The sequence below is a fragment of the Candidatus Pelagibacter sp. PS_16 genome (genome assembly GCF_059417965.1).
Genome location: NZ_CM182074.1, coordinates 569,238 through 592,026, shown reverse-complemented (window position 1 = coordinate 592,026; position 22,789 = coordinate 569,238). Strand labels below are relative to the sequence as shown.

General features: G+C 29.2%; 23 protein-coding genes and 2 tRNA genes. 5 read left to right on the top strand and 20 right to left on the bottom strand.

Annotated features, from left to right (window positions below):
* Positions 1–4: 4 nt before the first annotated feature.
* From tmk to rarD, 5 genes are read right to left on the bottom strand one after another with little or no spacing between them, the layout of a single operon-like run.
* Complete coding sequence (tmk, locus tag AC5SL0_RS03035; RefSeq protein WP_494618686.1) at positions 5–616, bottom strand: dTMP kinase; 612 nt, start codon at positions 614–616, stop codon at positions 5–7.
* Entirely contained in the window at positions 609–1,760 is a 1,152-nt protein-coding gene (locus AC5SL0_RS03030) for a D-alanyl-D-alanine carboxypeptidase family protein (RefSeq protein ID WP_494618685.1), read from the bottom strand. The genes tmk and AC5SL0_RS03030 overlap by 8 nt, the downstream gene beginning before the upstream one ends.
* Positions 1,753–2,511 (bottom strand): hypothetical protein, encoded by a 759-nt coding sequence (locus AC5SL0_RS03025; protein ID WP_494618684.1) that lies wholly within the window; start codon positions 2,509–2,511, stop codon positions 1,753–1,755. Before AC5SL0_RS03025 ends, AC5SL0_RS03030 begins: the two co-directional genes overlap by 8 nt.
* Positions 2,501–3,502: a lytic murein transglycosylase gene (locus tag AC5SL0_RS03020; protein WP_494618682.1), complete on the bottom strand. Its 1,002-nt coding sequence runs from the start codon at positions 3,500–3,502 to the stop codon at positions 2,501–2,503. The genes AC5SL0_RS03025 and AC5SL0_RS03020 overlap by 11 nt, the downstream gene beginning before the upstream one ends.
* Positions 3,489–4,370, bottom strand: a complete 882-nt coding sequence (gene rarD, locus AC5SL0_RS03015) for an EamA family transporter RarD (protein ID WP_494618681.1) — start codon at positions 4,368–4,370, stop codon at positions 3,489–3,491. Before rarD ends, AC5SL0_RS03020 begins: the two co-directional genes overlap by 14 nt.
* A 92-nt stretch (positions 4,371–4,462) precedes the next feature.
* On the opposite strand from rarD, the gene AC5SL0_RS03010 reads away from it, so the two are divergent.
* Positions 4,463–4,552 (top strand) — tRNA-Ser (locus AC5SL0_RS03010).
* Here the strand turns inward: AC5SL0_RS03010 and AC5SL0_RS03005 are convergent.
* Positions 4,553–4,819 carry a succinate dehydrogenase assembly factor 2 gene (locus AC5SL0_RS03005; protein WP_494618680.1) on the bottom strand — a complete coding sequence of 89 codons (267 nt, stop codon included), beginning with the start codon at positions 4,817–4,819 and terminating at the stop codon, positions 4,553–4,555. It abuts the tRNA gene before it with no gap.
* A 24-nt stretch (positions 4,820–4,843) separates the two neighbouring features.
* Between AC5SL0_RS03005 and AC5SL0_RS03000 the strand changes: the two genes are divergently transcribed.
* On the top strand, positions 4,844–6,895 hold the full coding sequence (locus AC5SL0_RS03000) for an ATP-dependent DNA helicase RecG (protein WP_494618678.1): 2,052 nt from the start codon (positions 4,844–4,846) through the stop codon (positions 6,893–6,895).
* On the opposite strand, the gene AC5SL0_RS02995 is transcribed toward AC5SL0_RS03000, so the two are convergent.
* Positions 6,892–7,506: a DUF502 domain-containing protein gene (locus tag AC5SL0_RS02995; RefSeq protein WP_020169412.1), complete on the bottom strand. Its 615-nt coding sequence runs from the start codon at positions 7,504–7,506 to the stop codon at positions 6,892–6,894. The genes AC5SL0_RS03000 and AC5SL0_RS02995 overlap by 4 nt on opposite strands.
* Before the next feature lie 123 nt (positions 7,507–7,629).
* On the opposite strand from AC5SL0_RS02995, the gene AC5SL0_RS02990 reads away from it, so the two are divergent.
* Positions 7,630–8,457, top strand: a complete 828-nt coding sequence (locus AC5SL0_RS02990; RefSeq protein WP_494618676.1) for a M48 family metallopeptidase — start codon at positions 7,630–7,632, stop codon at positions 8,455–8,457.
* A gap of 20 nt (positions 8,458–8,477) precedes the next feature.
* Here AC5SL0_RS02990 and AC5SL0_RS02985 read toward each other — a convergent pair.
* The 6 genes from AC5SL0_RS02985 to ssb all read right to left on the bottom strand — a co-directional run bounded on the left by AC5SL0_RS02985 (position 8,478) and on the right by ssb (position 13,939).
* Positions 8,478–8,553 (bottom strand) — tRNA-Lys (locus AC5SL0_RS02985).
* A 200-nt stretch (positions 8,554–8,753) separates the two neighbouring features.
* Positions 8,754–9,866, bottom strand: a complete 1,113-nt coding sequence (gene tgt / locus AC5SL0_RS02980; RefSeq protein WP_494618675.1) for a tRNA guanosine(34) transglycosylase Tgt — start codon at positions 9,864–9,866, stop codon at positions 8,754–8,756.
* Between the two features lie 18 nt (positions 9,867–9,884).
* Complete coding sequence (locus tag AC5SL0_RS02975) at positions 9,885–10,439, bottom strand: peptidylprolyl isomerase (RefSeq protein WP_011282086.1); 555 nt, start codon at positions 10,437–10,439, stop codon at positions 9,885–9,887.
* Positions 10,432–10,926 (bottom strand): pantetheine-phosphate adenylyltransferase, encoded by a 495-nt coding sequence (gene coaD / locus AC5SL0_RS02970; RefSeq protein WP_011282085.1) that lies wholly within the window; start codon positions 10,924–10,926, stop codon positions 10,432–10,434. The genes AC5SL0_RS02975 and coaD overlap by 8 nt, the downstream gene beginning before the upstream one ends.
* A complete protein-coding gene (gene gyrA, locus AC5SL0_RS02965) occupies positions 10,926–13,475 on the bottom strand; it encodes a DNA gyrase subunit A (RefSeq protein ID WP_271486805.1) in 2,550 nt (849 codons plus the stop codon). The genes coaD and gyrA overlap by 1 nt, the downstream gene beginning before the upstream one ends.
* 5 nt (positions 13,476–13,480) lie before the next feature.
* Positions 13,481–13,939: a single-stranded DNA-binding protein gene (ssb, locus tag AC5SL0_RS02960; RefSeq protein ID WP_006996934.1), complete on the bottom strand. Its 459-nt coding sequence runs from the start codon at positions 13,937–13,939 to the stop codon at positions 13,481–13,483.
* Positions 13,940–14,029: 90 nt separating this feature from the next.
* On the opposite strand from ssb, the gene uvrA reads away from it, so the two are divergent.
* Entirely contained in the window at positions 14,030–16,909 is a 2,880-nt protein-coding gene (gene uvrA / locus AC5SL0_RS02955) for an excinuclease ABC subunit UvrA (protein WP_494618673.1), read from the top strand.
* Positions 16,910–16,936: 27 nt separating this feature from the next.
* Positions 16,937–17,530 carry a urate hydroxylase PuuD gene (locus tag AC5SL0_RS02950; RefSeq protein WP_494618672.1) on the top strand — a complete coding sequence of 198 codons (594 nt, stop codon included), beginning with the start codon at positions 16,937–16,939 and terminating at the stop codon, positions 17,528–17,530.
* 2 nt (positions 17,531–17,532) lie between these two features.
* On the opposite strand, the gene secF is transcribed toward AC5SL0_RS02950, so the two are convergent.
* Genes secF through tatA form a run of 7 tightly spaced genes read right to left on the bottom strand, consistent with a single transcriptional unit; the run spans position 17,533 to position 22,754 of the window.
* Positions 17,533–18,420: a protein translocase subunit SecF gene (gene secF, locus AC5SL0_RS02945; protein WP_020169406.1), complete on the bottom strand. Its 888-nt coding sequence runs from the start codon at positions 18,418–18,420 to the stop codon at positions 17,533–17,535.
* Complete coding sequence (secD, locus tag AC5SL0_RS02940; RefSeq protein WP_494618670.1) at positions 18,420–19,973, bottom strand: protein translocase subunit SecD; 1,554 nt, start codon at positions 19,971–19,973, stop codon at positions 18,420–18,422. Before secD ends, secF begins: the two co-directional genes overlap by 1 nt.
* 12 nt (positions 19,974–19,985) lie before the next feature.
* Positions 19,986–20,273 carry a preprotein translocase subunit YajC gene (yajC, locus tag AC5SL0_RS02935; protein ID WP_420887231.1) on the bottom strand — a complete coding sequence of 96 codons (288 nt, stop codon included), beginning with the start codon at positions 20,271–20,273 and terminating at the stop codon, positions 19,986–19,988.
* Positions 20,274–20,323: 50 nt separating this feature from the next.
* Positions 20,324–21,583 (bottom strand): serine--tRNA ligase, encoded by a 1,260-nt coding sequence (serS, locus tag AC5SL0_RS02930; RefSeq protein WP_494618668.1) that lies wholly within the window; start codon positions 21,581–21,583, stop codon positions 20,324–20,326.
* Positions 21,576–22,340, bottom strand: coding sequence for a twin-arginine translocase subunit TatC (gene tatC, locus AC5SL0_RS02925; RefSeq protein WP_020169403.1), 765 nt, complete (start codon positions 22,338–22,340; stop codon positions 21,576–21,578). The genes serS and tatC overlap by 8 nt, the downstream gene beginning before the upstream one ends.
* Positions 22,327–22,548 carry a Sec-independent protein translocase protein TatB gene (tatB, locus tag AC5SL0_RS02920; protein WP_020169402.1) on the bottom strand — a complete coding sequence of 74 codons (222 nt, stop codon included), beginning with the start codon at positions 22,546–22,548 and terminating at the stop codon, positions 22,327–22,329. The genes tatC and tatB overlap by 14 nt, the downstream gene beginning before the upstream one ends.
* Before the next feature lie 5 nt (positions 22,549–22,553).
* The gene (gene tatA / locus AC5SL0_RS02915; RefSeq protein ID WP_006996943.1) at positions 22,554–22,754 is read right to left on the bottom strand and encodes a twin-arginine translocase TatA/TatE family subunit; all 201 of its coding nucleotides are present in this window, start codon (positions 22,752–22,754) and stop codon (positions 22,554–22,556) included.
* Between the last annotated feature and the right edge of the window lie 35 nt (positions 22,755–22,789).

Here is a 22,789-nt window from a genome sequence, read left to right as displayed (position 1 = left end):
AAATCTAAATTAAGTCGTTAATCTTATTTAATATTATATTTTCATTAAGATCTATATCTAGATTTGAATTTATTCTAATATATTTTTTAGGATTTTTTTTTAATATCTTTATAAAACCATTTTGTACTTTTTCATAAAATTTACTGTTAAATTTATCATATCTGTTAAGCTTTTTTCTTAGTTTAAGCCTTTTTTTCATATTTGATAAATTTACTGTATTTAAAAAAGTAAAATCAATTTTAATATTTTTTAAAAGATGGTCGTTAATATTTTGTATTAACTTAAGGTTTACACCCATACCATAATGCTGATAGGCAATCGTTGAATCTGAAAACCTATCTATCAATATTATTTTTTTACCAAAATTTTTTCTTATAATTTCCATATTTTCACTTCTTGCCGAAAGATAAAGTAGTAAGTCAGTTTCTTTATTAAATGTAGATTTGTTATTAAGAATAAGATTTCTTATTTTTTCTGAATTTGTACTGCCGCCAGGTTCTCTAATTTGAATAAATTTAATCCTTTTACGTGTTAAGTAGTTAGCAACATTTTTAATATGATGAGATTTACCTGTGCCCTCTATACCTTCAAATACAATTATTGGTTTTTTAGACATCGCCCCAAATTAAAAAATTAATTGATTTCATTAACCTTGAAAAAACATTTAATTTCTTAATATCTTCATAAGCAAGTAGATCATATTCTTCAATAAGTTCACCATCAAAGATTAGCTTTAATTTTCCTAAGATATCATCCTTTTTAATAGGTGCTTGAATTGGACCATTATAATTCAATGATACCTTCAATAATCTTTTTTTTGCTTTAGGAATAGTTTTGTAGATATCATTTTTTATATAAGTTTTAACAGTATCCTTTTTACCCAACCAAACATCAATGTCTTCTATTGGTGTGTTTGCTTTTGTAATTTCAACCAGGTCAAAATTAGTTAAACCCCATGTTAAAAGTTTGGCACTTTCACGAGATCTATCATTTTTAGTATTGAAGCCACTACCTACAGCTATTAGTCGTCTTCCATTTCTTTCAACAGATGATGCCAGTGAATATTTTTCAACAGCTAAATAACCAGTTTTAATTCCATCGGCTCCAAGGCTTTTATATAATAACGGATTTCTATTACCTTGAGTAATGGGATCACCCCCTGTTCTATCCCAAGTAAATTCTTTTTCTGCAAAATACTTATATTCTTCAGGAAACTCTTTAATAAGATAATTAGACATAAGCATAATATCTCTTACAGTCGATAAGTTTTCAGTATTATTAATACCTGATGAATTAGCAAAATTTGTATTATTCATTCCTATTTCTTTAGCTTTAGCTGTCATCATCACTGCAAATTCATCCTCTGTTCCAGCTATACCTTCAGCTAACGCAACACAAGCATCATTACCAGATGCAACAATTATTCCCCTTAGTAAATTTTCCACACTAACTTCATCACCAACCATTATAAACATTGAAGAATAGCCAGCTGATGAAAGTCTCCAGGCATTCTCTGATACTAAAAATTTTTCATCTAAACTTAGATCACCGCTTCTAATTAAATCAAACGCAATAATGGTTGTCATAATTTTTGTCATTGATGCGGGATAAATTGATTTATCAGCATCTTTTTCAAATAATATTTCACCAGAAAGATAATCTTGTAATATTGCTGTTCTAGCCTTTACATCAAATGCTGCATTAGCATTAGTTGTTAGTAAGAGCGTCAATAAAATCGTTATAAATCTTAATTTAATCATTTTTAAAAATCTCAATATTTTCAAATTCAAGTATGCTTATATCATTAAATGATTTTTGTAGAGAGTTAATGTTATTAAAAGGACCTGCATATACTCTATATTTTTTTTCATTAATTTTTTTGATTTTGACATTTTTAATCATGGTTTCTTTTACGATTCTATCAACTAGCAATGATGCTGTATCATTAAAATAAAAATCGGCTATTTTTATTTCATAAGAAAATTTTTTACTTAATTCATTTTTAATATTTGTTTGTTTAGTGTTAAGATCACTAATATTAATATTGTTAACGGGTGCTTTGTTAGCAACTTTTTTTTCTTCTTCAAATGTTTTTGCTCTTTTTGCAACAAATATTGCATCTTCTAGGACCTGTAAAATCTCTACATAAGGTTCATTTTCATTCAAACCAATTTCATCTGCTATTCTCAATGATAATACTGCATTGTTAAATAAAGGATAATCAGCATTACTACCAACAGTACCTATAATTGATTTGTTATTTAAAATATTAGTAATTTTAACAATTGTATTTTTTTTTAAATTTTTTTGAAAAACAACTAAACTTCGTTCATCAATTTTTTTGGAAATAACCTTATCATAATAAAGTTTATCATTATATATAAGACTAAATCCTTTATTTATAAATGGATTTTCTAATGAATTAAGATTTTTATTTTTGGTTGTGGTAGTTGCTGTACAGTTATTTAATAAAATTAAACAGCATATAATTAATAGTTTTTTATAAAGCATTTTCAAACTTTTCTTTTAATGTGCATACTGCGAGGCTGAATCTTAAAGATCTATTCCATTGTAGTATTTTTTCATAATTATCAAAAACTATGTAGGCCGGATCTAAGTTTTGTGCATCTGGTATTATATCTTTGTCTGGCGTTATTATTGATGCAATCAAATTTTCATTAATAGAATTAAAACTATCTTCATTAATTATATATTTCTTTAAAAGCTTAAATTTAATTTTATGGTGAAGTTTTTTTGCAGATGTATTTAATATATTGCTAGGTATATTTTCTTTTAATTTTACTTTAATGAAACAAGGTTGGTTTTTTTTCCATCCAATTTTATTTATGTAGTTAGCTGCAGATGCAAATGAATCTTTAGTTGATTTAAGCTCAATAATGTCATTTTTATCATAGTCTATTGCATAGTTGTCTATTGTTGATGGCATAAATTGAAAAAAACCAAAGGCACCTGCCCATGATCCATATAAAATGTTATGGTCTATTTTCCCCTCATCTATTAATTGAAGAATAGTAATTAATTCTTTGGTAAAGAAATCAGATCTACGTTGATCATAACTTAAAGTTGCAAGTGATGATAATATATCCATTTTTCCAACATAAGTTCCAAAATTAGTCTCTATACCCATTAATGCTAAAAGCAACTCTTTCTCAACAGAAAATTTATTGTCGACAGAATTTATGAAATCTTTATTTAATTCATAAAGTTTAATGCCCGCACTTACTTTTTGTTTAGAAGTTCTTTTGGATATGTAAGTTTTGGTATCTTCATAAAACTCAGGCTGAAAACGGTCATATTTTATTACATCAGGTAAAAACGCAACATCAGACATTGCTAAATTGAATGTCTTTTCTGAGATTTTTTTTTCTAAAGCATAAGCTTTGAAATTAACCAACCACTCCTTAAATTCTTTTTCATTGGCATATAGTGTTCCGTGAATAAATGTAAAAATTATAATTATAAAATATTTAATTATGTTCATATAAATCTTTTAAATAAATAATTACAGCAATCCATATTAAAATGAAACTTAATGATTTATCGAAAGAAAAAGCTTCATCATAATAAAAAAAGCCCAATAAAAATTGAAATGTTGGGGTTATGTAGAAAATCATTCCAGTGGGTCCAAGGCCACACAACTCAACACCTCTTACATATAGAAATAGAGGTATAACAGTCATTGGTCCAGCTAACATTAGTATAAACATCAATGAAGGCTCATTAATACTAAAAATATTTAAATTATTTTTAAAAAGTAAAAAAAAAGCAAATAACGCAAATGGTAATATAAAAAGACTTTCTATTAAAAGTCCAACATCGGTATCAACATTTATTTTTTTTCTAAGAAGATTATAAAAACCCCAACTTAGAGCTACAATTATTCCAACCCATGGTATTGAATGAAAACTTTTAAATAAAAGAAATGATATAGACAGCAAAACAAGAAGTATGGAAAGACCTCTTCTTTTATTAATTTTTTCACCATAAAAGATATACCCCAGGAATACACTTAAGATTGGCATGATAAAATAACCAAAGCTTGCATCGATTATTTTTTCTGTGCCCACTGCATAAATCCAGGTTGCCCAATTTATAAAAATTAGTAAGCTTGAAAAAAATAAATAAACTATATTTCTTTTATTTTTTATAATTTCAAAAAAAATATCCCATTTAGAAAAATAAAAAGTAGTTATTATTAAAGCTACAGATGTCCACACACAACGATGGATCACTACCTCTATAGAGCCTGCAAATGAAATATATTTGAAGTAAATAACACCAATAACACCCCACCAAAAAGAACCTAGTGCAGTTAATCCTATACCTGTATTGAATTTTTGCTTTTCCACAGTAATAAATTTATACCTATTAAATGATTATCTGTTTAATTTATCAATTTTATTGTTGAATTAAAAATTTATAATAATAAAACGTTGCTAACGGAGAGATGGCAGAGTGGTTGAATGCACCGGTCTTGAAAACCGGCAAAGGGGCAACTCTTTCCTGAGTTCGAATCTCAGTCTCTCCGCCACTATTCACTTGCATAATTATAATTTTTAAACATCTCTGAAACTTTGTTTAATTCAATTTGTATTGTTGTATTTTGACCTTGATTAAATTTATAAAGATTCTCATCATCAAAGTCTAACAAATCACACAAAAGGGTTAGCTCCTGTTCATTAAACTGATCAATATATTTTTTAGTAAATGAACCTAACAACTTATCCATTTCTTTAGTGCCTCTATAGTTAGCTCTATAAGTTATTTTATTTTTTAAATCCTTTATATTAATGGTCATAATAATTAATATATTACAACTAATATGAAAAATAAGAATAATTATGAATATTTATTAGCTGATCTAACCAAATTAAATGGTGTGGGTAAAAAAACCATGGAAATTTTGAAGAAAAAAAAAGTAAATAATATTTTTGACTTGCTGTGGAGACTGCCTAAATCTTATACAGACAGAACGCTCGTTAGTAAAATTTGCGATCTTCAAATAGGTGTAATCCAAACTATCAGAATTGTTCCATTAAAATATCAATTTCCAAGAGTTAGAAACTTACCTAATAGAGTTAATTGTATTGATGAAACTGGAAAGATTGAATGTATATTCTTCAATAGTCATGAAGGATATGTAAGAAAAATTTTACCACTAAATGAAGAAGTGACAATTAGCGGTAAGATAGGCAATTATAAAGGACGATATCAAATAACAAATCCCACATATATTTCTCAAGACAGTTCTTTAATTGAAAATATTGATAATAAATACTCATTAACAGAAGGTATTACTGAAAAAACCTATAATAAAATTATTAATCAAATTTTAAAAAACTTACCTATTTTACCAGAGTGGCACGATAAAGGTATTCTAAAAATTTTTAATAATGAAAGTTGGAATGAATCTATAATAAAATTACATGATCCAAAAAATATTGAAAATTATAAATCTGATTTTTATAAAAGACTTGCTTATGATGAAATATTAGCATCTTTTTTAGTTAATTCAGAAATTCGAAAAAAAATTAAGAAAATTAAAAAAATTTCGAAAAACTTCAGTGAAAAAGCTCATAAGAATATAGTTAATAAATTAAACTTTACACTTACCAATGATCAAAAAAATTCATTGGATGATATTAATAAGGATCTAAATTCTAAAAGTAAAATGTTTAGACTTTTACAAGGTGATGTTGGGAGTGGTAAAACTATTGTCGCATTGATTTCTTCATTGAATGTCATTAATTCAGGGTTCCAAGTTGCATTAATGGCTCCTACAGAAATATTGGCAAGACAGCATTATACTTTAGCAAAAAAACTATTTCCTAAAGATATCAAAATTGAATTACTTTCTAGTAAGAGTGAAAATAGTGAAAAAAAGAGAATTATAAAAAACCTGGAAAACAATGAAATTCAAATGGTGTTTGGCACACATGCAATTTTTCAAAAAAAAATTATTTTTGCAAACCTTGGTTATATTATAATTGATGAACAGCACAAATTCGGTGTTAGACAAAGAAAACTTTTATCAGATAAAGGGGGTGATAATTGTGATGTTCTTTTAATGTCAGCGACACCAATTCCGAGAACTCTAACTATGTCAGTTTATGGTGATATGGATGTTTCTATTATTAAAGAAAAACCAAGTAATAGAAAAGAAGTTAAAACTTATAGCAAATTAGAAAGTAAAATAGACGATGTTATCAACTTTGTAAAAAAAGAAATAAAGGAAGGAAACCAAATCTTCTGGGTGTGTCCTTTGATAGAGGAATCAAAAAAATTAGATCACCAATCATCAGTTACGAAATATAAATTTCTTAATGAAATTTTTCCAAATAAAGTTGCACTACTACATGGAAAAATTGAAAATGAAGAGAAGGAAGAAATATTAAATAAATTTCTTAATAAGAAATATTCAATTTTAGTTTCGACAACAATTATAGAAGTTGGTATTGACTTTCCTAATGCTAATGTAATCATAATAGAAAATGCTAACAAATTTGGATTATCTCAGCTACATCAGTTAAGAGGAAGAGTTGGACGTGGAACAAAACAGGCAAGCTGTATATTAATGTTTAAGTCAAATTTAAGTGTGAATGCTAAAAAAAGAATTAATATTTTAAAAAACTCAAATGATGGTTTTGAAATTTCAGAAGAAGATATGAAGTTAAGAGGTTTTGGTGATTTACTTGGTTTTAAGCAAAGTGGAATTAAAAATTTTAGGTTAGCAGACCCCATTCAAAATGAAGATTTATTTTTAATGGCAGAAAAACAAATTAAAAAGATAGAATTAGAAAATACTGATATTAAAAAATATAAAGCTTTACTCAAGTTATATGATCAAGCAGATATAATTAATGATATGGTTTAGCTTTTAGGCTTAGAGGTTCCAGCTGAGACTATAAATTTTGATGCTTCTTCAAATGTCATATCTAAATAGATCAAATCGTCTTTTGGTATCATTAATAAAAAACCACTTGTTGGGTTAGGAGTTGTTGGAACAAAAACATTAACTAAGTTAATATTTGTTTTGGCTTTAATTTCACCTGAATTTTCTTTCGTAGCAAAACCTACTGCCCAAGATCCTTTTCTTGGATACTCAACTAGTACAACACTTTTTTTATTGCCTTCTTGCTCCCGAAAGGAATCTGTCATTTGTCCAATGGCAGAGTAGATTGTTCTTAATATTGGCATTCTTTTAAACAAATCATCAATTATTTGTAAAAATTTTTTACCTATAAAAGTTAAAGAAAGACCACCAACAACTGTAATAAAAATAATTGTTAAAATTATTTCAATACCTGGTATCGCATAAGGAAGATAAGTATTAGGATTTAGACCTGATGGTACTAATTTAGTAGAAAAATTAATTAAAAATTTGCTTAAATAAAGGGTAAAACCAATTGGAATTAAAACAATTACACCTGTAAAAAAATAGTTTCTTAATCTTAAAGCAAATGATTTTTTCTTCTTAATAGACATAAAAATTTAATGATAGCTAGAATAAATTACAAAAGATACAGCTATAACAAAAAGCACAACTAAGATTTTATTGTTTAAATTCATAAAAGTATATATTTATATGATTATCAAAATTTTAATAAAATGAATAGAAGAAAATTTTTAAATTATATTGGATGTGGATGTTCGGGCTTAATGCTCGGTGCTTGTTCTACAGCCCCAATAACAGACAGAAGACAATTGAAAATTATACCTGAATCAAAATTAAATGCTCAGGCAGCTCAAATTTTTGAAAAAGTTAAAGAAAAAGAAAAAATGAGTGATGACACTAAAACACTCAATGAAATTAAAGATATTGGAAAAAGAATGGAAGACGCTATATCTGAGTATTTTTATAGAGCAGGTCAAAATGATCCAACTATTAATTTTGATTGGGAGTATATTTTAATAGATAATAAAAAAGTAAAAAATGCTTGGTGCATGCCTGGTGGTAAAATCGCTGTGTACACAGGAATACTTGATGTAACAAAAAATACAAACGGTCTTGCCTCAGTTATGGGTCATGAGATTGCACATGCTGTTGCTAAACATTCAGTTGAAAGAGCCAGTAGAAGTGCACTTTTACAAACTGGAACTTCTTTAATCGATATTTTTTCAGGTGGAAAGTTAGGGCAAATCAATCAAGCTACTGGCATGAACACCGTAGGTCTATTATCGCAAATAGGAATAATGAATCCTTTCTCAAGGACTCAAGAAAGTGAAGCTGATTACCTGGGAATGATTTTTGCTTCTTTATCTGGCTTTGATATAAGGGAAACTAAAAAGTTATGGGAAAGGATGAAGGCAGAAAATAAAGGCAAAGAACCACCTCAATTTATGAGCACCCACCCATCATCCTCAAAAAGAATAAAAGATTTATCAGAATGGGAAAATAGTGTCATATTAGACTATCCACCGATTACAATTAGCTAACATTTAAAAGATTATTTTAGTGGTGAGCCCTGATGGACTCGAACCATCGACCCATTCCTTAAAAGGGAATTGCTCTACCAACTGAGCTAAGGGCCCACATATAAATTATTAAAGTTGAGATAAATGTTTTTTTTTATTTAATTTTAAAAAAAAACTTTTGGTGAAGTCTTCTTTAAAATTTTTAAATTTCTTTACACTTAAAAATTTAAACAATAAAAAAATATCAAACTTGAATAATTTTTATTACCAAAAAACAATTATTTATTCCATAACATCGTAAATTGCAAATATTTAAATTACAACTTATCAATGTATTCATCATGAAATTTATCAAATGTACCTTTTTTAATATTTTCTCTAATAGAAGACATTAATTCTTGATAAAAGTTGATGTTATGTAAGGTTAAAAGTGTAGAACCTAAGATTTCATTCGTATTGAAGAGATGATTTATATAGTTTTTTGAATACTTATTAAGATTTAAATTTGAACAATTTGGATCAAGAGGTTCATTATCATTTTTATATTTATTATTTTTGATATTCACACGACCATTCCAAGTAAAAGCTAAACCGGTTCTTCCAGATCTCGTAGGCATTACACAATCAAACATATCAACACCTCTCTTAACAGCTCCAAGAATATCAGCTGGTGTCCCTACTCCCATTAAATACCTAGGTTTGTCATCTGGCATAATATTTTTTAAATCATCTAAAACACTAAACATTTCATTTTGACTTTCTCCTACAGCAAGTCCTCCAATGGCATATCCATCAAAGCCAATTTTAATTAACTCATTAAGAGATTTTGTTCTTAGATCTTTAAATAAACCACCCTGGACAATTCCAAATAAAGCTTTATGTGGGTTTAATCCAAAAGCTATTTTAGATCTTTCAGCCCAATATATGGATAGTTCCATGGATTTATTAATTACTTTATAGTCAGTAGTTTTCTTAGGACACTCATCCATAATCATAACAATATCAGAGTCTAAACCCTTTTGAACTCTTATGCTTTCTTCTGGACTTAATATAAATTTTTTACCATCTACATGAGAGTTAAATATTGCACCCTTTTCTCTGTCTACTTTGTTTAATTTAGAAAGAGACATAACTTGAAACCCACCAGAATCTGTAAGTATGGGAAGTTTGCAATTCATAAATTTATGTAAACCACCAGCAGAAATAATTCTATCAACACCTGGTCTGATCATTAAGTGATAGGTATTTGATAAAATTATTTCAGATCCTGTTTTAATAACATCGTCAATAAGGCAAGCTTTTACAGTTGCCTGTGTTCCAACAGGCATAAAAGCAGGTGTTTGAATATTGCCTCTATGAGTTTCGATTACTCCAACTCTAGCAAATTTATCCCTTTCTATGACATTAAATTTGAAATTCTTTAACGCCATGAAATTTGTGAACTAAAATTATTTAAAGCTAATGATTTTATCTGGGTTAGAAACAGAACCGTTATTGTTTTGATCTCCTCTTTTGATTTTATCAACAAGATCCATGCCTTCAATAACTTTACCAAATACCGTATATTGTCTATCTAGAAAAGACGCTTCTTTAAAACATATAAAAAATTGGCTGTTTGCACTATTTGGATCTTGTGATCTAGCCATAGATAGTGTTCCTCTTTCATGAGGTAAATCACTAAATTCCTCTTTAAGATCAGGTAAATCAGAGCCACCCATTCCAGCTCTTCTTAAATCAAATTGATCATTAGAAGAGTTACCAAACTGAACATCACCAGTTTGCGCCATAAAGCCATCAATCACTCTGTGAAATACAACACCATCGTATTTACCATCTTTTGCTAATTGCTTAATTCTTTTGACATGATTAGGTGCCACATCTTCAAAAAGTTCTATTTTAACGTCTCCATCTTTAAGCTTTAAAATCATAATATTCTCCTCTGCGATTGTGTTGTTGGTTAGTATAAAAAATAAAATTAAAAATTTTGTTATAAGTTTATTCATATTTTTCTTTTAAAGATTTTATTGTGCTTTTTGTAGTAAATTTTTTGATATCGCCTTTTAGTCTAACTATTTCTTTAACAAATCTTGATGAAATGATTTGATTTTCAACATCAGACATTAAAAAAATTGTTTCTATATTATTGTTCAATTTTCTATTCATTCCAGCTAGTTGAAATTCATATTCGAAATCAGATACTGCTCTTAAACCTCTTAAAATAATATTAGATTTATATTTTTTGCATAAATCAGTTGTTAATGATGTAAATGAAATAACTTCAATCTTCTTTTTATCGAACTTTAAATCAACAAATAAGGCTTTTTTAATTAATTGTACTCTTTCAAGTGAATTGAAAAGATAATTTTTATTAGCACCATCAGAAGCAGCAATAATAACTTTATCAAATAATTTTAAAGCTTTATTTATAACATCAATATGACCAAAGGTAATTGGGTCAAATGTTCCGGGATATACGGCAACTTTTTTCATTACTCCAAGTTATCATCAATTTTTATTGCTGAAACAACTTTTTCATCACCAGATAATTTGATAATTCTTACACCTTGAGTATTTCTTCCCGCTGTTCTGATTTCTTTAACGGCAACTCTAATCACTCTACCTTTATTTGTTGAAATCATCACATCATCTCCCTCTATAACAGGAAATGACGAACATATACTGCCATTTCTAGGTGAGTTAACAATTCCAATTATGCCTTTACCACCTCTATTGGTAACTCTATATTCATTGTTTAATGTTTTTTTGCCGTATCCATTTTCTGTAATTGATAAAACAAACCTTCCATCAGATTTAGTATCTTTTTTTATTTTTTCTTTATTTGTTATTGAAAGAGAAACAATCTCATCATTAGGAGATAGCTCTATACCCTTTATACCTTTTGAGGATCTACCCTTAAATATTCTTAGTTTTTTTGATTCAAATCTAATGCATTTACCATTTTTTGTACTTAGCATTACATCTTGGTCATCTTTACAAATTTCAACTCCTACGATTTTATCATTGGGATCTAATTTTATTGCAATTTTTCCAGCTGAATTAATGGAAGAAAAGTCTTCGAGACTGTTTTTTCTAACCTTACCCTTTGCAGTTGCAAAAACAATTTGAAGATTTTTCGTATCACTTTCATCATCAGGGAATGGCATAATTGAACTGATTGATTGATGATTTTTTAAAGGTAAGATATTAAATAGAGATTTACCTTTTGATGTAGTTGATCCCTCAGGTATCTTCCAAGCTTTAATTTTGTAGACAAGTCCTTCTGTCGAGAAGAAAAGAACAGAAGTGTGTGTGTTAACTGATAAAGTTTGTACTACAGAATCTTCATCTCTCGTTGTAATCCCAGATTTACCCTTGCCACCTCTTTTTTGTTGTTTAACGCTGCTTAATGCTCCCCTTTTAATATATCCCTGAAGTGTAACTGTAATAATAACAGACTCTTTTTGAATAGTTTCTTCAATATCATAGTTTAAAATAGCATCTATAATTTTAGTTCTTCGTGGTACAGCAAATTTTTCTTTAATAGTTTTAAGCTCTTCACTTATTACGTTTAAAAGTTCTTTTTTGGAATTAATTATTTTCTTATATCCCTTAATTAAATCAGCTAATTTTTTAATTTCGACTTCTATTTCATTAATACCAAGAGCTGTAAGTTTTTGAAGTCTAAGTTCTAAAATAGCAATTACTTGAGGGTCAGATAATGAGTATAAATTTTTCCCCTTCTTATCTTCGACAAGTGAAATTAACTTTAAAGATTTATTAATTTTCCACTTAGTGTTTAATAATGATTTTTTAGCATCATCAGGAGTTTTTGAAGACCGTATAATTTTTATAATCTTATCTAAATTCTCAACAGATACAGATAACCCAATCAAAATATGAGCTCTGTCCTCTGCTTTTTTTAAGTCAAATTTAGTTTTCTTAATAACAACATCTTCACGAAATGTTAAAAAATTTGTTAAAAACTCTTTTAAATTACATATTTTAGGTTTGCCATCAACGATTGCTAAAGTATTAAAACCAAAAGAACTTTCTATCGAAGTATTTTTATAAAGTAATCGCTTAATAGTTTCTGGCTCAACACCATTTCTTAAATCAATTGCTACTCTAATCCCCTCTCTATTAGACTCATCCCTAATATCTTTTATTCCTTCAATTTTTTTCTCTCTAACAAGTTGGGCAATTCTTTCATTTAAAACTGATTTATTTACTTGATAAGGTACAGAAGTAATAACCAATCTTTCTCTACCATTTTTTTGTGCTTCAACACTTATTTCACCTCTAATTTTAAATGACCCACGACCTACATTATATCCTGCCTTAATAATTTCTTTCCCAATGATGACACCACCTGTAGGAAAATCAGGACCTGGAATGTGTTTCATTAATTCTTTAATCTTAATATCTTTATTTTCAATTAAGGCTAATGTTCCATCAATGATTTCACCTAAATTGTGTGGAGGTATGCTTGTTGCCATTCCAACTGCTATACCACCAGCTCCATTAACCAATAAATTAGGATATTGAGCGGGTAAAACTGATGGTTCTTTTTCTGTTTCATCGTAGTTACTCTTGTATTCGATGGTATCCTTTTCAATATCGTCTATTAAGTATTGCGAAACTTTAGCTAATCTAGTCTCAGTATATCTCATAGCCGCAGCTGGATCTCCATCAATAGATCCAAAGTTACCTTGGCCCTGAACAAGAGGTAAACTCATAGAAAAATCCTGAACCATTCTAACTAGAGCATCATAAACAGACTGATCTCCATGTGGGTGATATTTACCAATAACATCTCCAACTATTCTTGCGGATTTTCTGAATTGTTTTGACCAATCGTAACCACCTTTATACATGGCAAATAATATTCGTCTATGAACAGGTTTAAGCCCGTCCCTAACATCAGGAAGAGCCCTACTCACAATTACGCTCATCGCATATGACAAATATGATGAACTCATCTCATCATGCATTGAGATAAGTTTAATATTTTTATCTTTAGGTATTTCTGTGTCTTTCATAGAAACTAAAATGGAATTTCGTCATCCATATCATTTGAAGTTTGTGGACTATCTTCAAAATTATTAGCAGGCGCTTGTGTGTTATCATTTTGGATTCCACCACCTGTATTTCCTCCACCTAACATTGTTAGTGAAGAGTTATATCCTTGAATTACTATTTCTGTAGAATATTTGTCTTGTCCAGATTGTTCATCTTTCCATTTTCTAGTAGCTATTTGTCCTTCAACATAAATTTGAGCTCCTTTTTTTAAATATTGCTGCACAACATTTACTAATCCATCATTGAATACAACTATTCGGTGCCACTCCGTCTTTTCTTTTTTTTCACCTGTTGTCTTGTCTTTCCATGATTGACTTGTTGCTAAACTCAATCTTGCAACGCTTTTGCCGTTTACCATTTGTTTAATTTCAGGGTCTGCGCCTAAACGCCCAATTAATAATACTTTATTTAAACTTCCAGCCATAATATTTTATAAGTGTTTATTTATTTATTTAGTTTTTATATCACAATATAAACTCAATATTAATTTTATTAATTTAAAGCAACTAAAATTATGATCAAAAAGATAGTTATCAAGGGTGCAAAGGAGCATAATTTAAAGAATGTTTCTGTAGAAATACCCAAAGATCAATTTGTTGTTATTACTGGACTTTCCGGTTCTGGAAAATCTTCATTAGCTTTTGACACTATCTATGCAGAGGGACAAAGAAGATATGTTGAAAGTTTATCTGCTTATGCTCGACAATTTTTAGATAAAATGAAAAAACCTAACGTTGATCTTATTGAAGGATTGAGTCCAGCAATAGCTATTGAACAAAAAAATACATCAAAGAACCCAAGATCAACTGTTGCTACAGTTACAGAAATTTATGATTATATGCGAGTGCTCTATGCGAGAGCTGGTGTGCCCTATTCACCCTTTACTGGAAAACCAATAACATCACAAACAATTACACAGATTGTCGATTTAATAAAAAAACTTCCCAAAAAATCTACAATTTATATATATGCGCCAGTGGTCCGTGGCCGTAAAGGTGAATATAGAAAAGATATTTTAAGCTATAAAAGAAGAGGCTTTAGAAAAATTAAAATTGATGAGGTTCTTTATGACATAGATAAAGCACCTGAATTAGATAAAAAACTTAAGCATGATATATCTGTTTTAATTGACAGAATTGTTTTGAACTCAAATCTAGGAAATCGTTTAGCTGAAAGTATTGAAACAGCTGTAAATTTATCAAATGGTCTTGTATTTGTTGAGTACGAAGACGAAACTTTACCTCAAAAATTTAGAAAAATTGAAAAATTAATTTACTCGACAAAATTTGCATGTCCAGAAAGTGGTTTTACAATCGAAGAAATTGAACCAAGACTTTTTTCTTTTAATAGTCCATATGGGGCCTGTGCTGAATGTGAAGGTATTGGTATTAAATTAAATGTAGATCCAAATTTAGTGGTTCCCGATGAAAAAAAAAGTATAGCTGATGGTGCTATAGAACCATGGGCTAAATCGACCACACTATATTATGCTCAAACATTAGCCTCTATTGCTAAACACTATGGATTTTCTTTAGATGAAAAATGGAAAAAATTACCCAAAAAATTTAAAGATGTAATTTTATTTGGATCAGACGAAGAAGAAATAAAATTTGTCTATGATGATGGATATGAAAAATACTCTCATAAAAAAACTTTTGAAGGTGTTATAAACAATCTTGAAAGAAGATTTCTAGAATCTGACAGTGAGTGGAAGAGAGAAGCTATAGCGGAATATCAATCGGATTCTGCATGTGAAGGTTGTAATGGTAATAGACTAAAAGAGGAAGCTTTATGTGTTAAAATTGATAATCAAAATATAAGCGATGTTACAAAAAAATCTATTTTAGATGCTGCTAACTGGTTTAAAGGGTTGGAACAAAATCTTGATAAAAGACAATTTAAAATAGCAGAACATATTCTAAAAGAAATTAATGAGAGGTTAACGTTTCTTTTAAATGTTGGACTTGAGTATTTAACTTTATCAAGAGAGTCTGGGACTCTTTCCGGTGGAGAAGCACAAAGAATTAGGCTTGCTTCGCAAATTGGTTCAGGATTGACAGGAGTATTATATGTTCTTGACGAACCTTCTATAGGTTTGCACCAAAAAGATAATGTTAAACTAATTAATGCATTGAAAAGACTAAGAGATCTTGGAAATACAGTAATCGTTGTTGAGCATGACACTGAAACTATGGAAAATGCTGACCACATAATAGATTTAGGACCAGAAGCTGGTACTAACGGTGGTGAGATCATTGCACAAGGAACTTATAACGAGATACTTAAAAATATAAATAGTATCACCGGTCAATACCTATCTCATAAAAAATATATAGAAATTCCGAGAACTAGAAGACTTGCTAAGAATGGTAGATTTGTAGAAATTAATGGAGCTAGTGGAAATAATTTGAATAACGTTAATCTTAAAATTCCAACAGGAAGCTTTACTTGCGTTACTGGAGTTTCTGGCAGTGGTAAATCTACATTGATATTGCAAACATTATATCATGCATTAAATTTAACCTTAAATAACAAAGCTAGAAAAGTTCCAAAAGCATTTAAAGGTTATAAAGGTGTTGAGCTTATAGATAAGATAATTGATATAGATCAATCACCAATTGGGAGAACACCGAGATCAAATCCGGCAACCTATACCGGGGCCTTTGGGCCTATTAGAGATTGGTTTACGGCACTACCTGAGTCAAAAACAAGAGGATATAAACCTGGAAGATTTTCATTTAATGTTAAAGGTGGGAGATGTGAAGCTTGTGAAGGCGATGGCGTAATTACATACGAGATGCATTTCTTACCTGATGTTTATATACAATGTGATGAATGTAAGGGAACTAGGTATAACAGAGAAACTCTTGAAATAAAGTTTAAGGATAAAAGTATAGCTGATGTTTTAAATATGTCTGTTGATGAAGGGTGTGAATACTTTGAAAATATTTCAAATATAAAAACCAAACTATTAACATTAAAAAAAGTTGGGCTTGGTTATATAAAAATTGGACAACAGGCTACAACATTATCTGGTGGAGAAGCTCAGCGTATTAAGTTAGCCAAGGAACTATCGAAAAGATCTACAGGAAGAACTATGTATATTTTAGATGAACCAACTACTGGACTTCACCAGCATGATATTAAAAAATTATTAGAAATACTACATACGTTTGTAGCACTAGGAAATACCGTTGTTGTTATTGAGCATAATTTAGATGTAATTAAAACAGCCGATTATATTGTTGATATGGGTCCTGAGGGTGGTGTCAAAGGAGGAAATATTATCGCAGAAGGCAAACCTGAGGATATTATAAAAATAAAAGGTAGTTATACTGGGGAATTCTTAAAACCTATGCTGGAAGAAAAATTTAAAAAGAAGTTAAAGATTTAAAAAATTAGTGTATAAGTGATTCTAATTATGGGTAATTTACTATCATCGCTTCCAAAGACAATTCATGCATCATTAGCTTTAGCTATTATTCTTTTTCTAGGATTATTTTTTGGTAATGGTGGTTTTGATTTTGATACAATTTTTTGGAGTTGGTTAACAAGATTTATTCACGTAACAGTTGCTATTATGTGGATTGGACTTCTTTGGTATTTTAACTTTGTTCAAATTCCAAACATGCCTAAAATTCCTGACGAACAAAAACCTGCTATAGGTAAAGTTATTGCACCAGCAGCTTTGTTTTATTTCAGATGGGCAGCCTTACTAACAGTATTGTCTGGATTAATTTTAGCTTATTTAAATGGTTATTTACATGATGCTATGACTTTAGGTGGTGGTGGAAAAAGTACAGCTATTGGTATTGGAATGTGGCTTGGCTTATACATGGCTTTTAATGTTTGGTTTATAATTTGGCCAAATCAAAAAAGAGCATTAGGTATTGTTGAGTGCGAACCTGATGTTAAGGCAAAATCAGCAAGGACAGCAATGTTGTTTTCAAGAACAAATACTCTTTTATCGTTACCAATGTTACTCTCAATGGTAGCAGCTCAAAATCTTTATTAAATCTATTCCGTATCTTCTTTTAGGATTGTTTTTTGGGACACTCTAAGTTTCACAAGTATAGGATTAGCTATATAAATTGAAGAATAAGTTCCAAATACAACACCCATTATCATAGCTAGAGAAAAACCTTTTAATATTTCTCCACCAAATAAGTAAATTGAAACTAAAGCAAGCAATGTTGTGGCTGATGTAATTATAGTTCTAGAAAGTGTTTCATTGATTGAGATATTTGTAAGTTCATAAATCTTGATATCAGAAAACTTTCTTAAATTTTCTCTAACTCTGTCATAAATGACAACAGTATCGTTCATTGAATAGCCTACTATAGTTAAAACGGCGGCAACTATTGATAGATTTATTTCCAAACTAAATAATGAAAAAAGACCAAGTGTTATAATGACATCATGAAATAGGGCTAAAATAGCACCTAAGCTAAATTGCCATTCAAATCTTATCCATATGTAAAATAACATTGCAGCTAGAGATAGTGCAATTGCAATAATACCAGACTTTAATAATTCAGAACTAACTTTTGGACCTACATTTTCAACTCTTCTGAAATTAAAAGAACTCCCCAATGAAGATGTTAAATCTTTTTTTATAACTTCTATAGCGTTTGCGCTTGTATCTTTTTTCTCTATTTTGATTAAAAAATCATTTTCATTGCCAAATTTTTTAATATTAAAATCTCCTAAATTCATTTTGTTAAAAGATTGCCTTAAAGAAGTAACATTAATATTTTTATCGTTAGACCTTAGTTCTATTAAAGTACCACCTTTAAAATCTACACCAAAATTAAGTCCTTTAAAAAATAATAATAGAACAGATGCAACAACTAAACTTAAAGAGATTAGATTAAATAGTTTATAAAATTTATTAAAATTAATCATTATATTAGTTCAGTCTTTTCTTTATTTCTTACGACATAAAGACCTGTAAGCATTCTAGCAATAAAATAAACTGAAAACAGTGTTGTAAAAATCCCTACAGCTAAAGTCACAGAGAAACCTTTAATAGGTCCAGAGCCCATAAAGAATAAGATTACAGCTGCAATTAATGTGGTTATATTTGCGTCTATAATTGCAGTTTTTGATTTCACATAACCTGCATCAAAAGCTATAATATTATTTTTTTCTTTCTTGCATTCTTCTTTAATTCTTTCAAAAATTAATACGTTAGCGTCAACTGCCATACCAACAGTTAAAATGATACCTGCTATTCCAGGAAGTGTTAATGTTGCTTCAAATAATGTTAAAATACCGACTAAAAAAAATAAGTTAATTAATAGTGTTATGTTAGCAATTAGACCAAAAATTCTATATTTAACAAACATAAAAATTATCACCAATAAGAAACCAATCATAAGGGCGATAACTCCTGCATTAATTGAATCTTGGCCAAGGTCAGGTCCAACTGTTCTTTCTTCAATAATGTTAAGTGGCGCTGGTAACGCTCCTGATCTTAGAAGTAATGCCAAGTCTGTTGCAGATTGAAATGTAAAATTTCCACTGATCTGACCATTTCCACTTGCTATAGTATCCCTTATTACTGGAGCACTAACAATTTTACCATCTAGAACAATTGCTAATTGTTTGCCAATTCCTGTACTGGTTGCTTTACCAAATCTTTTTGCCCCCACTCTATCAAGTGTAAATGATACTACTGTTTCGTTGGTTTGATTATTCATTTGTGGTTGAGCATCCAATAAATTCTCCCCATTTAAGATTATTCTTTTGCTAACCATTGCTTCGCTAGTTCCATCTTCAAATTGAAGCATTTCAGTACCAAAAGTGTCATTATTATTTTGAGTGACAAATCTAAATGTTAAATTTGCAGTTTTTCCTAAAAGTGACTTGATACGCATGGGATCATCAAGACCAGGAAGCTCAACTAGAATTCTATTATTACCTCTTTTCAGTATATTGGGTTCATTTGTACCAACTTCATCAACTCTTCTTCTAACTATTTCTATAGCTTGATCTTGTGAAGATGTTTTAATTTCGATAAGTCCATATTTTGATAGAGTTAGCGTAAATTCATTATCTTGAATATTTACATCAAACTGATGTGATTTATATTGAAAATAATAAGGGTTAATATCACTTTCTTTATCAAGAAAAAAAGATTGAACCAACTCAATATTATCATTGGGTGTACTGAATATTATTTTTTTATCTTCAATTCTTAGATCATTAAAAGATATTTTTTTATCTTTTAAAAAATTTCTAATAACAGTTGTTGTATTTTGTAATTTTTGAATTTCAACAGGTTCATTATCAATTTCTAGCAAAAGATATGATCCACCTTGTAAATCTAAACCTAGATTTATCTTTTTAGAAATAAAACTGTCTTCAGGGTTTTGAAAATTTGATGCAGCAATAAAAATAAAAAAAATTGATACTAAAGAAACTAAGGTAATTCTTAATTTAGAAAAGTATAACACTTTAGTAAAATGTTATTTTTTTACTTCAGGGGAGTTAAGTAATCCTTGAATACCTGTAGATTTGATAATTTCTACTTTAACGTTGTCAGCAATTTGCACTTCAACTTTTTCATTATCAATAATTCTTTCAACTGTCCCAATAATACCAGCAGAAGTTACAACCTTGTCTCCTCTTGATAAGTTTTCTACCATGGCTTTATGCTCTTTAACTTTCTTTTGTTGAGGTCTTATTAAAAAAAAGTAAAAAATAACAAAAATTAAAATTAGTGGTATAAATTGGCCTATTCCTTGATCCATAATTCTCCTTAATTAAAATGAATTCTTACAACATCTATCTAATTAAAACAACTTTAAATCTTAACGATTTTTTCAATATTATTCATGTAAGGCTTTAAAGCTTCTGGTACTAGAATAGACCCGTCTTCTTGTTGATAATTTTCTAATATGGCAACTAATGTTCTACCAACTGCTAAACCACTGCCGTTTAAGGTGCCAACAAGCACAGTTTCTTTCTTTTCGTTTTTATATCTGGCTTTCATTCTTCTAGCTTGAAATGATCCACATGAAGAACAACTTGAGATTTCCCTATATTTATCTTCTGATGGAAGCCACACCTCAATATCAAAAGTTTTTTCAGCACTAAAACCCATATCACCAGTACATAAAACAATTTTTCGGTATGGAAGTTTTAGTAAATCTAAAATTTTAGTTGCACAATGAGTCATTCTATCAAGTTCAGGTAAGCACTTATCAATTTCAACAATACTCACCATTTCAACCTTGTAAAATTGGTGCTGTCTAATCATTCCCTTAGTATCTTTACCATAACTTCCTGCTTCTTTTCTAAAACAGGGTGTTGAGGCAACCATTCGCATTGGAAGTTTTTTTTTATCAATAATTTGGTCTTTTACAATATTGGTTAAAATAACTTCAGCAGTTGGAATTAAAAATTTTCTGTCACTAGAGTCGTCTAATTTAAGTTCAAACTGGTCATTATCAAATTTGGGTAATTGTCCCGTACCATACATAGTAGCATCTGTTGCAATTAGTGGCGGGGATATTTCTTCATAACCATTAGTATTCACATGTATATCAAGCATAAAATTTGATAAAGCTCTTTCTAGCATGGCCAATTTATCTTTTACAAAAACAAATCTTGATCCAGTAGTTTTCGTTGCTAGATCAAAATCAAGCATATTTAAGTTTTCACCTAATTCATAATGCGATTTAGGTTTAAATTTAAAATTTGGTATTGTTCCTGATTTAGAAATTTCTACATTTGAGTTTTCATCTTTACCTGTAGGAACATCTGGATGAGGTATATTTGGTATTGATGACAAAATTGTTTCCAATTCATTTTTAACGCTAGCTTGTAATTTACTAATATCATCTATTTGAACAGTTATCTTTTTTGATTTTTCAAAAAGTGATTGATCTTTAGATTTTGAAATATCTTTTTTTTCTTTTTCAAGTAATTCTCTTTGTTGGATGTACTCTCTATTATTTTCATCCAATGATAAAATCTTATCTACATCTATTTCTATAAATCTTTTATTCAAAGCTTTTTTAAAAGCCTCAACATCATTTCTAATTTCTTTTATATTATGCATTTTTTTTATTTTTCTTATCAATAATGTTTACAGAAAATATAGATAATTCATATAAAATCAATAATGGTATTGCTAGTCCAATTTGAGTTATGGGATCAGGTGGTGTTAATAGTGCAGCTGCAGCAAAAATCATTACAACGACATATTTTCTTTTTTTTCTAAGAAATTCAGCATCAACAATACCTACTCTAGCTAATAAGCTAAGGACAACTGGTAACTGAAAACTTATACCGAATGCAAAAATTAATTTCATAACCAGAGAAAGATATTCGCTAACTTTAGCTTCCAATTGAATGGGTAATCCTGTTGAAGCTCCTGTGCTTTCAAAAGAGAGAAAAAACTTAATAGCTAGCGGCATTATTAAATAATAAACAAGCATGCCTCCTAGAAAAAATAATATAGGCGTTAAAACTAGATAAGGAACGATTGCAATTTTTTCATGCTTATAGAGTCCTGGTGCAATAAATTTCCATATTTGTACCAATATATAGGGACATGTAACAAAGAATGCTGCAAAAAAAGAAACCTTTAAGTATGTTAAAAATGTTTCCTGTAAAGCTGTAAAAATTAACCTTCTATCAGTTCCACTTTCATTTACTGCTTTAGCAAAAGGTTCAACTAAAAAACCATATAAATGTTCTGAAAAAAAATAACATCCAATAAAAAAAATGAATAAAAAAATAAAAGAATGAATTAATCTTTTTCTAAGTTCAGTTAGATGGCTTACAAAACCGCTTTCATTTTCAGATTTTGTCATTATCTTTTTTTTCTTCTATAGGTTTTTCTATTTCATTAGAATTGATATCAAGGTCAGCTACTTCATTTTGTATATTGCTAATATATCTTTTTGTGGTTCCAATCCACGAACCAACTTTTTTTAACATATAGGGGAAGTCCTTAGGTCCAATAACAATGATTGCAACAGCAACTACTATTAAAATCTCAAACCAGCCAATAGTGGGCATTTAATCTACTCTTTGTCTTTGCTATCTTGATTATTTTCTGAAACATTTTTAGGCTCAGGTTCGTCTGTAATGTCTGTAGCCATACCTTTTTTAAAACTTTTTATACCTTTGGCTACATCGCCCATTAAGCTAGATATCTTGCCTCTACCAAATAAAAGTACAACAAGAATAACTACTATTGCTATTTGCCAAATTCCAATGCTCATAATATTTTATACCTCTTTTAAATTTATTTTTAAAG

Coding starts and splice junctions, on each gene's coding strand:
- serS (WP_494618668.1), bottom strand. CDS start 21,583: ATGCATAATATAAAAGAAATTAGAAATGATGTTGAGGCTTTTAAAAAA.
- uvrA (WP_494618673.1), top strand. CDS start 14,030: ATGATCAAAAAGATAGTTATCAAGGGTGCAAAGGAGCATAATTTAAAG.
- gyrA (WP_271486805.1), bottom strand. CDS start 13,475: ATGAAAGACACAGAAATACCTAAAGATAAAAATATTAAACTTATCTCA.
- AC5SL0_RS03000 (WP_494618678.1), top strand. CDS start 4,844: ATGAAAAATAAGAATAATTATGAATATTTATTAGCTGATCTAACCAAA.
- tatB (WP_020169402.1), bottom strand. CDS start 22,548: ATGCCCACTATTGGCTGGTTTGAGATTTTAATAGTAGTTGCTGTTGCA.
- tgt (WP_494618675.1), bottom strand. CDS start 9,866: ATGGCGTTAAAGAATTTCAAATTTAATGTCATAGAAAGGGATAAATTT.
- AC5SL0_RS02990 (WP_494618676.1), top strand. CDS start 7,630: ATGAATAGAAGAAAATTTTTAAATTATATTGGATGTGGATGTTCGGGC.
- AC5SL0_RS03020 (WP_494618682.1), bottom strand. CDS start 3,502: ATGAACATAATTAAATATTTTATAATTATAATTTTTACATTTATTCAC.
- secF (WP_020169406.1), bottom strand. CDS start 18,420: ATGATTAATTTTAATAAATTTTATAAACTATTTAATCTAATCTCTTTA.
- tatC (WP_020169403.1), bottom strand. CDS start 22,340: ATGACAAAATCTGAAAATGAAAGCGGTTTTGTAAGCCATCTAACTGAA.
- AC5SL0_RS03030 (WP_494618685.1), bottom strand. CDS start 1,760: ATGATTAAATTAAGATTTATAACGATTTTATTGACGCTCTTACTAACA.
- ssb (WP_006996934.1), bottom strand. CDS start 13,939: ATGGCTGGAAGTTTAAATAAAGTATTATTAATTGGGCGTTTAGGCGCA.
- AC5SL0_RS03005 (WP_494618680.1), bottom strand. CDS start 4,819: ATGACCATTAATATAAAGGATTTAAAAAATAAAATAACTTATAGAGCT.
- tmk (WP_494618686.1), bottom strand. CDS start 616: ATGTCTAAAAAACCAATAATTGTATTTGAAGGTATAGAGGGCACAGGT.
- coaD (WP_011282085.1), bottom strand. CDS start 10,926: ATGAAAAAAGTTGCCGTATATCCCGGAACATTTGACCCAATTACCTTT.
- AC5SL0_RS02950 (WP_494618672.1), top strand. CDS start 16,937: ATGGGTAATTTACTATCATCGCTTCCAAAGACAATTCATGCATCATTA.
- AC5SL0_RS02975 (WP_011282086.1), bottom strand. CDS start 10,439: ATGAATAAACTTATAACAAAATTTTTAATTTTATTTTTTATACTAACC.
- AC5SL0_RS02995 (WP_020169412.1), bottom strand. CDS start 7,506: ATGTCTATTAAGAAGAAAAAATCATTTGCTTTAAGATTAAGAAACTAT.
- tatA (WP_006996943.1), bottom strand. CDS start 22,754: ATGAGCATTGGAATTTGGCAAATAGCAATAGTAGTTATTCTTGTTGTA.
- AC5SL0_RS03025 (WP_494618684.1), bottom strand. CDS start 2,511: ATGCTTTATAAAAAACTATTAATTATATGCTGTTTAATTTTATTAAAT.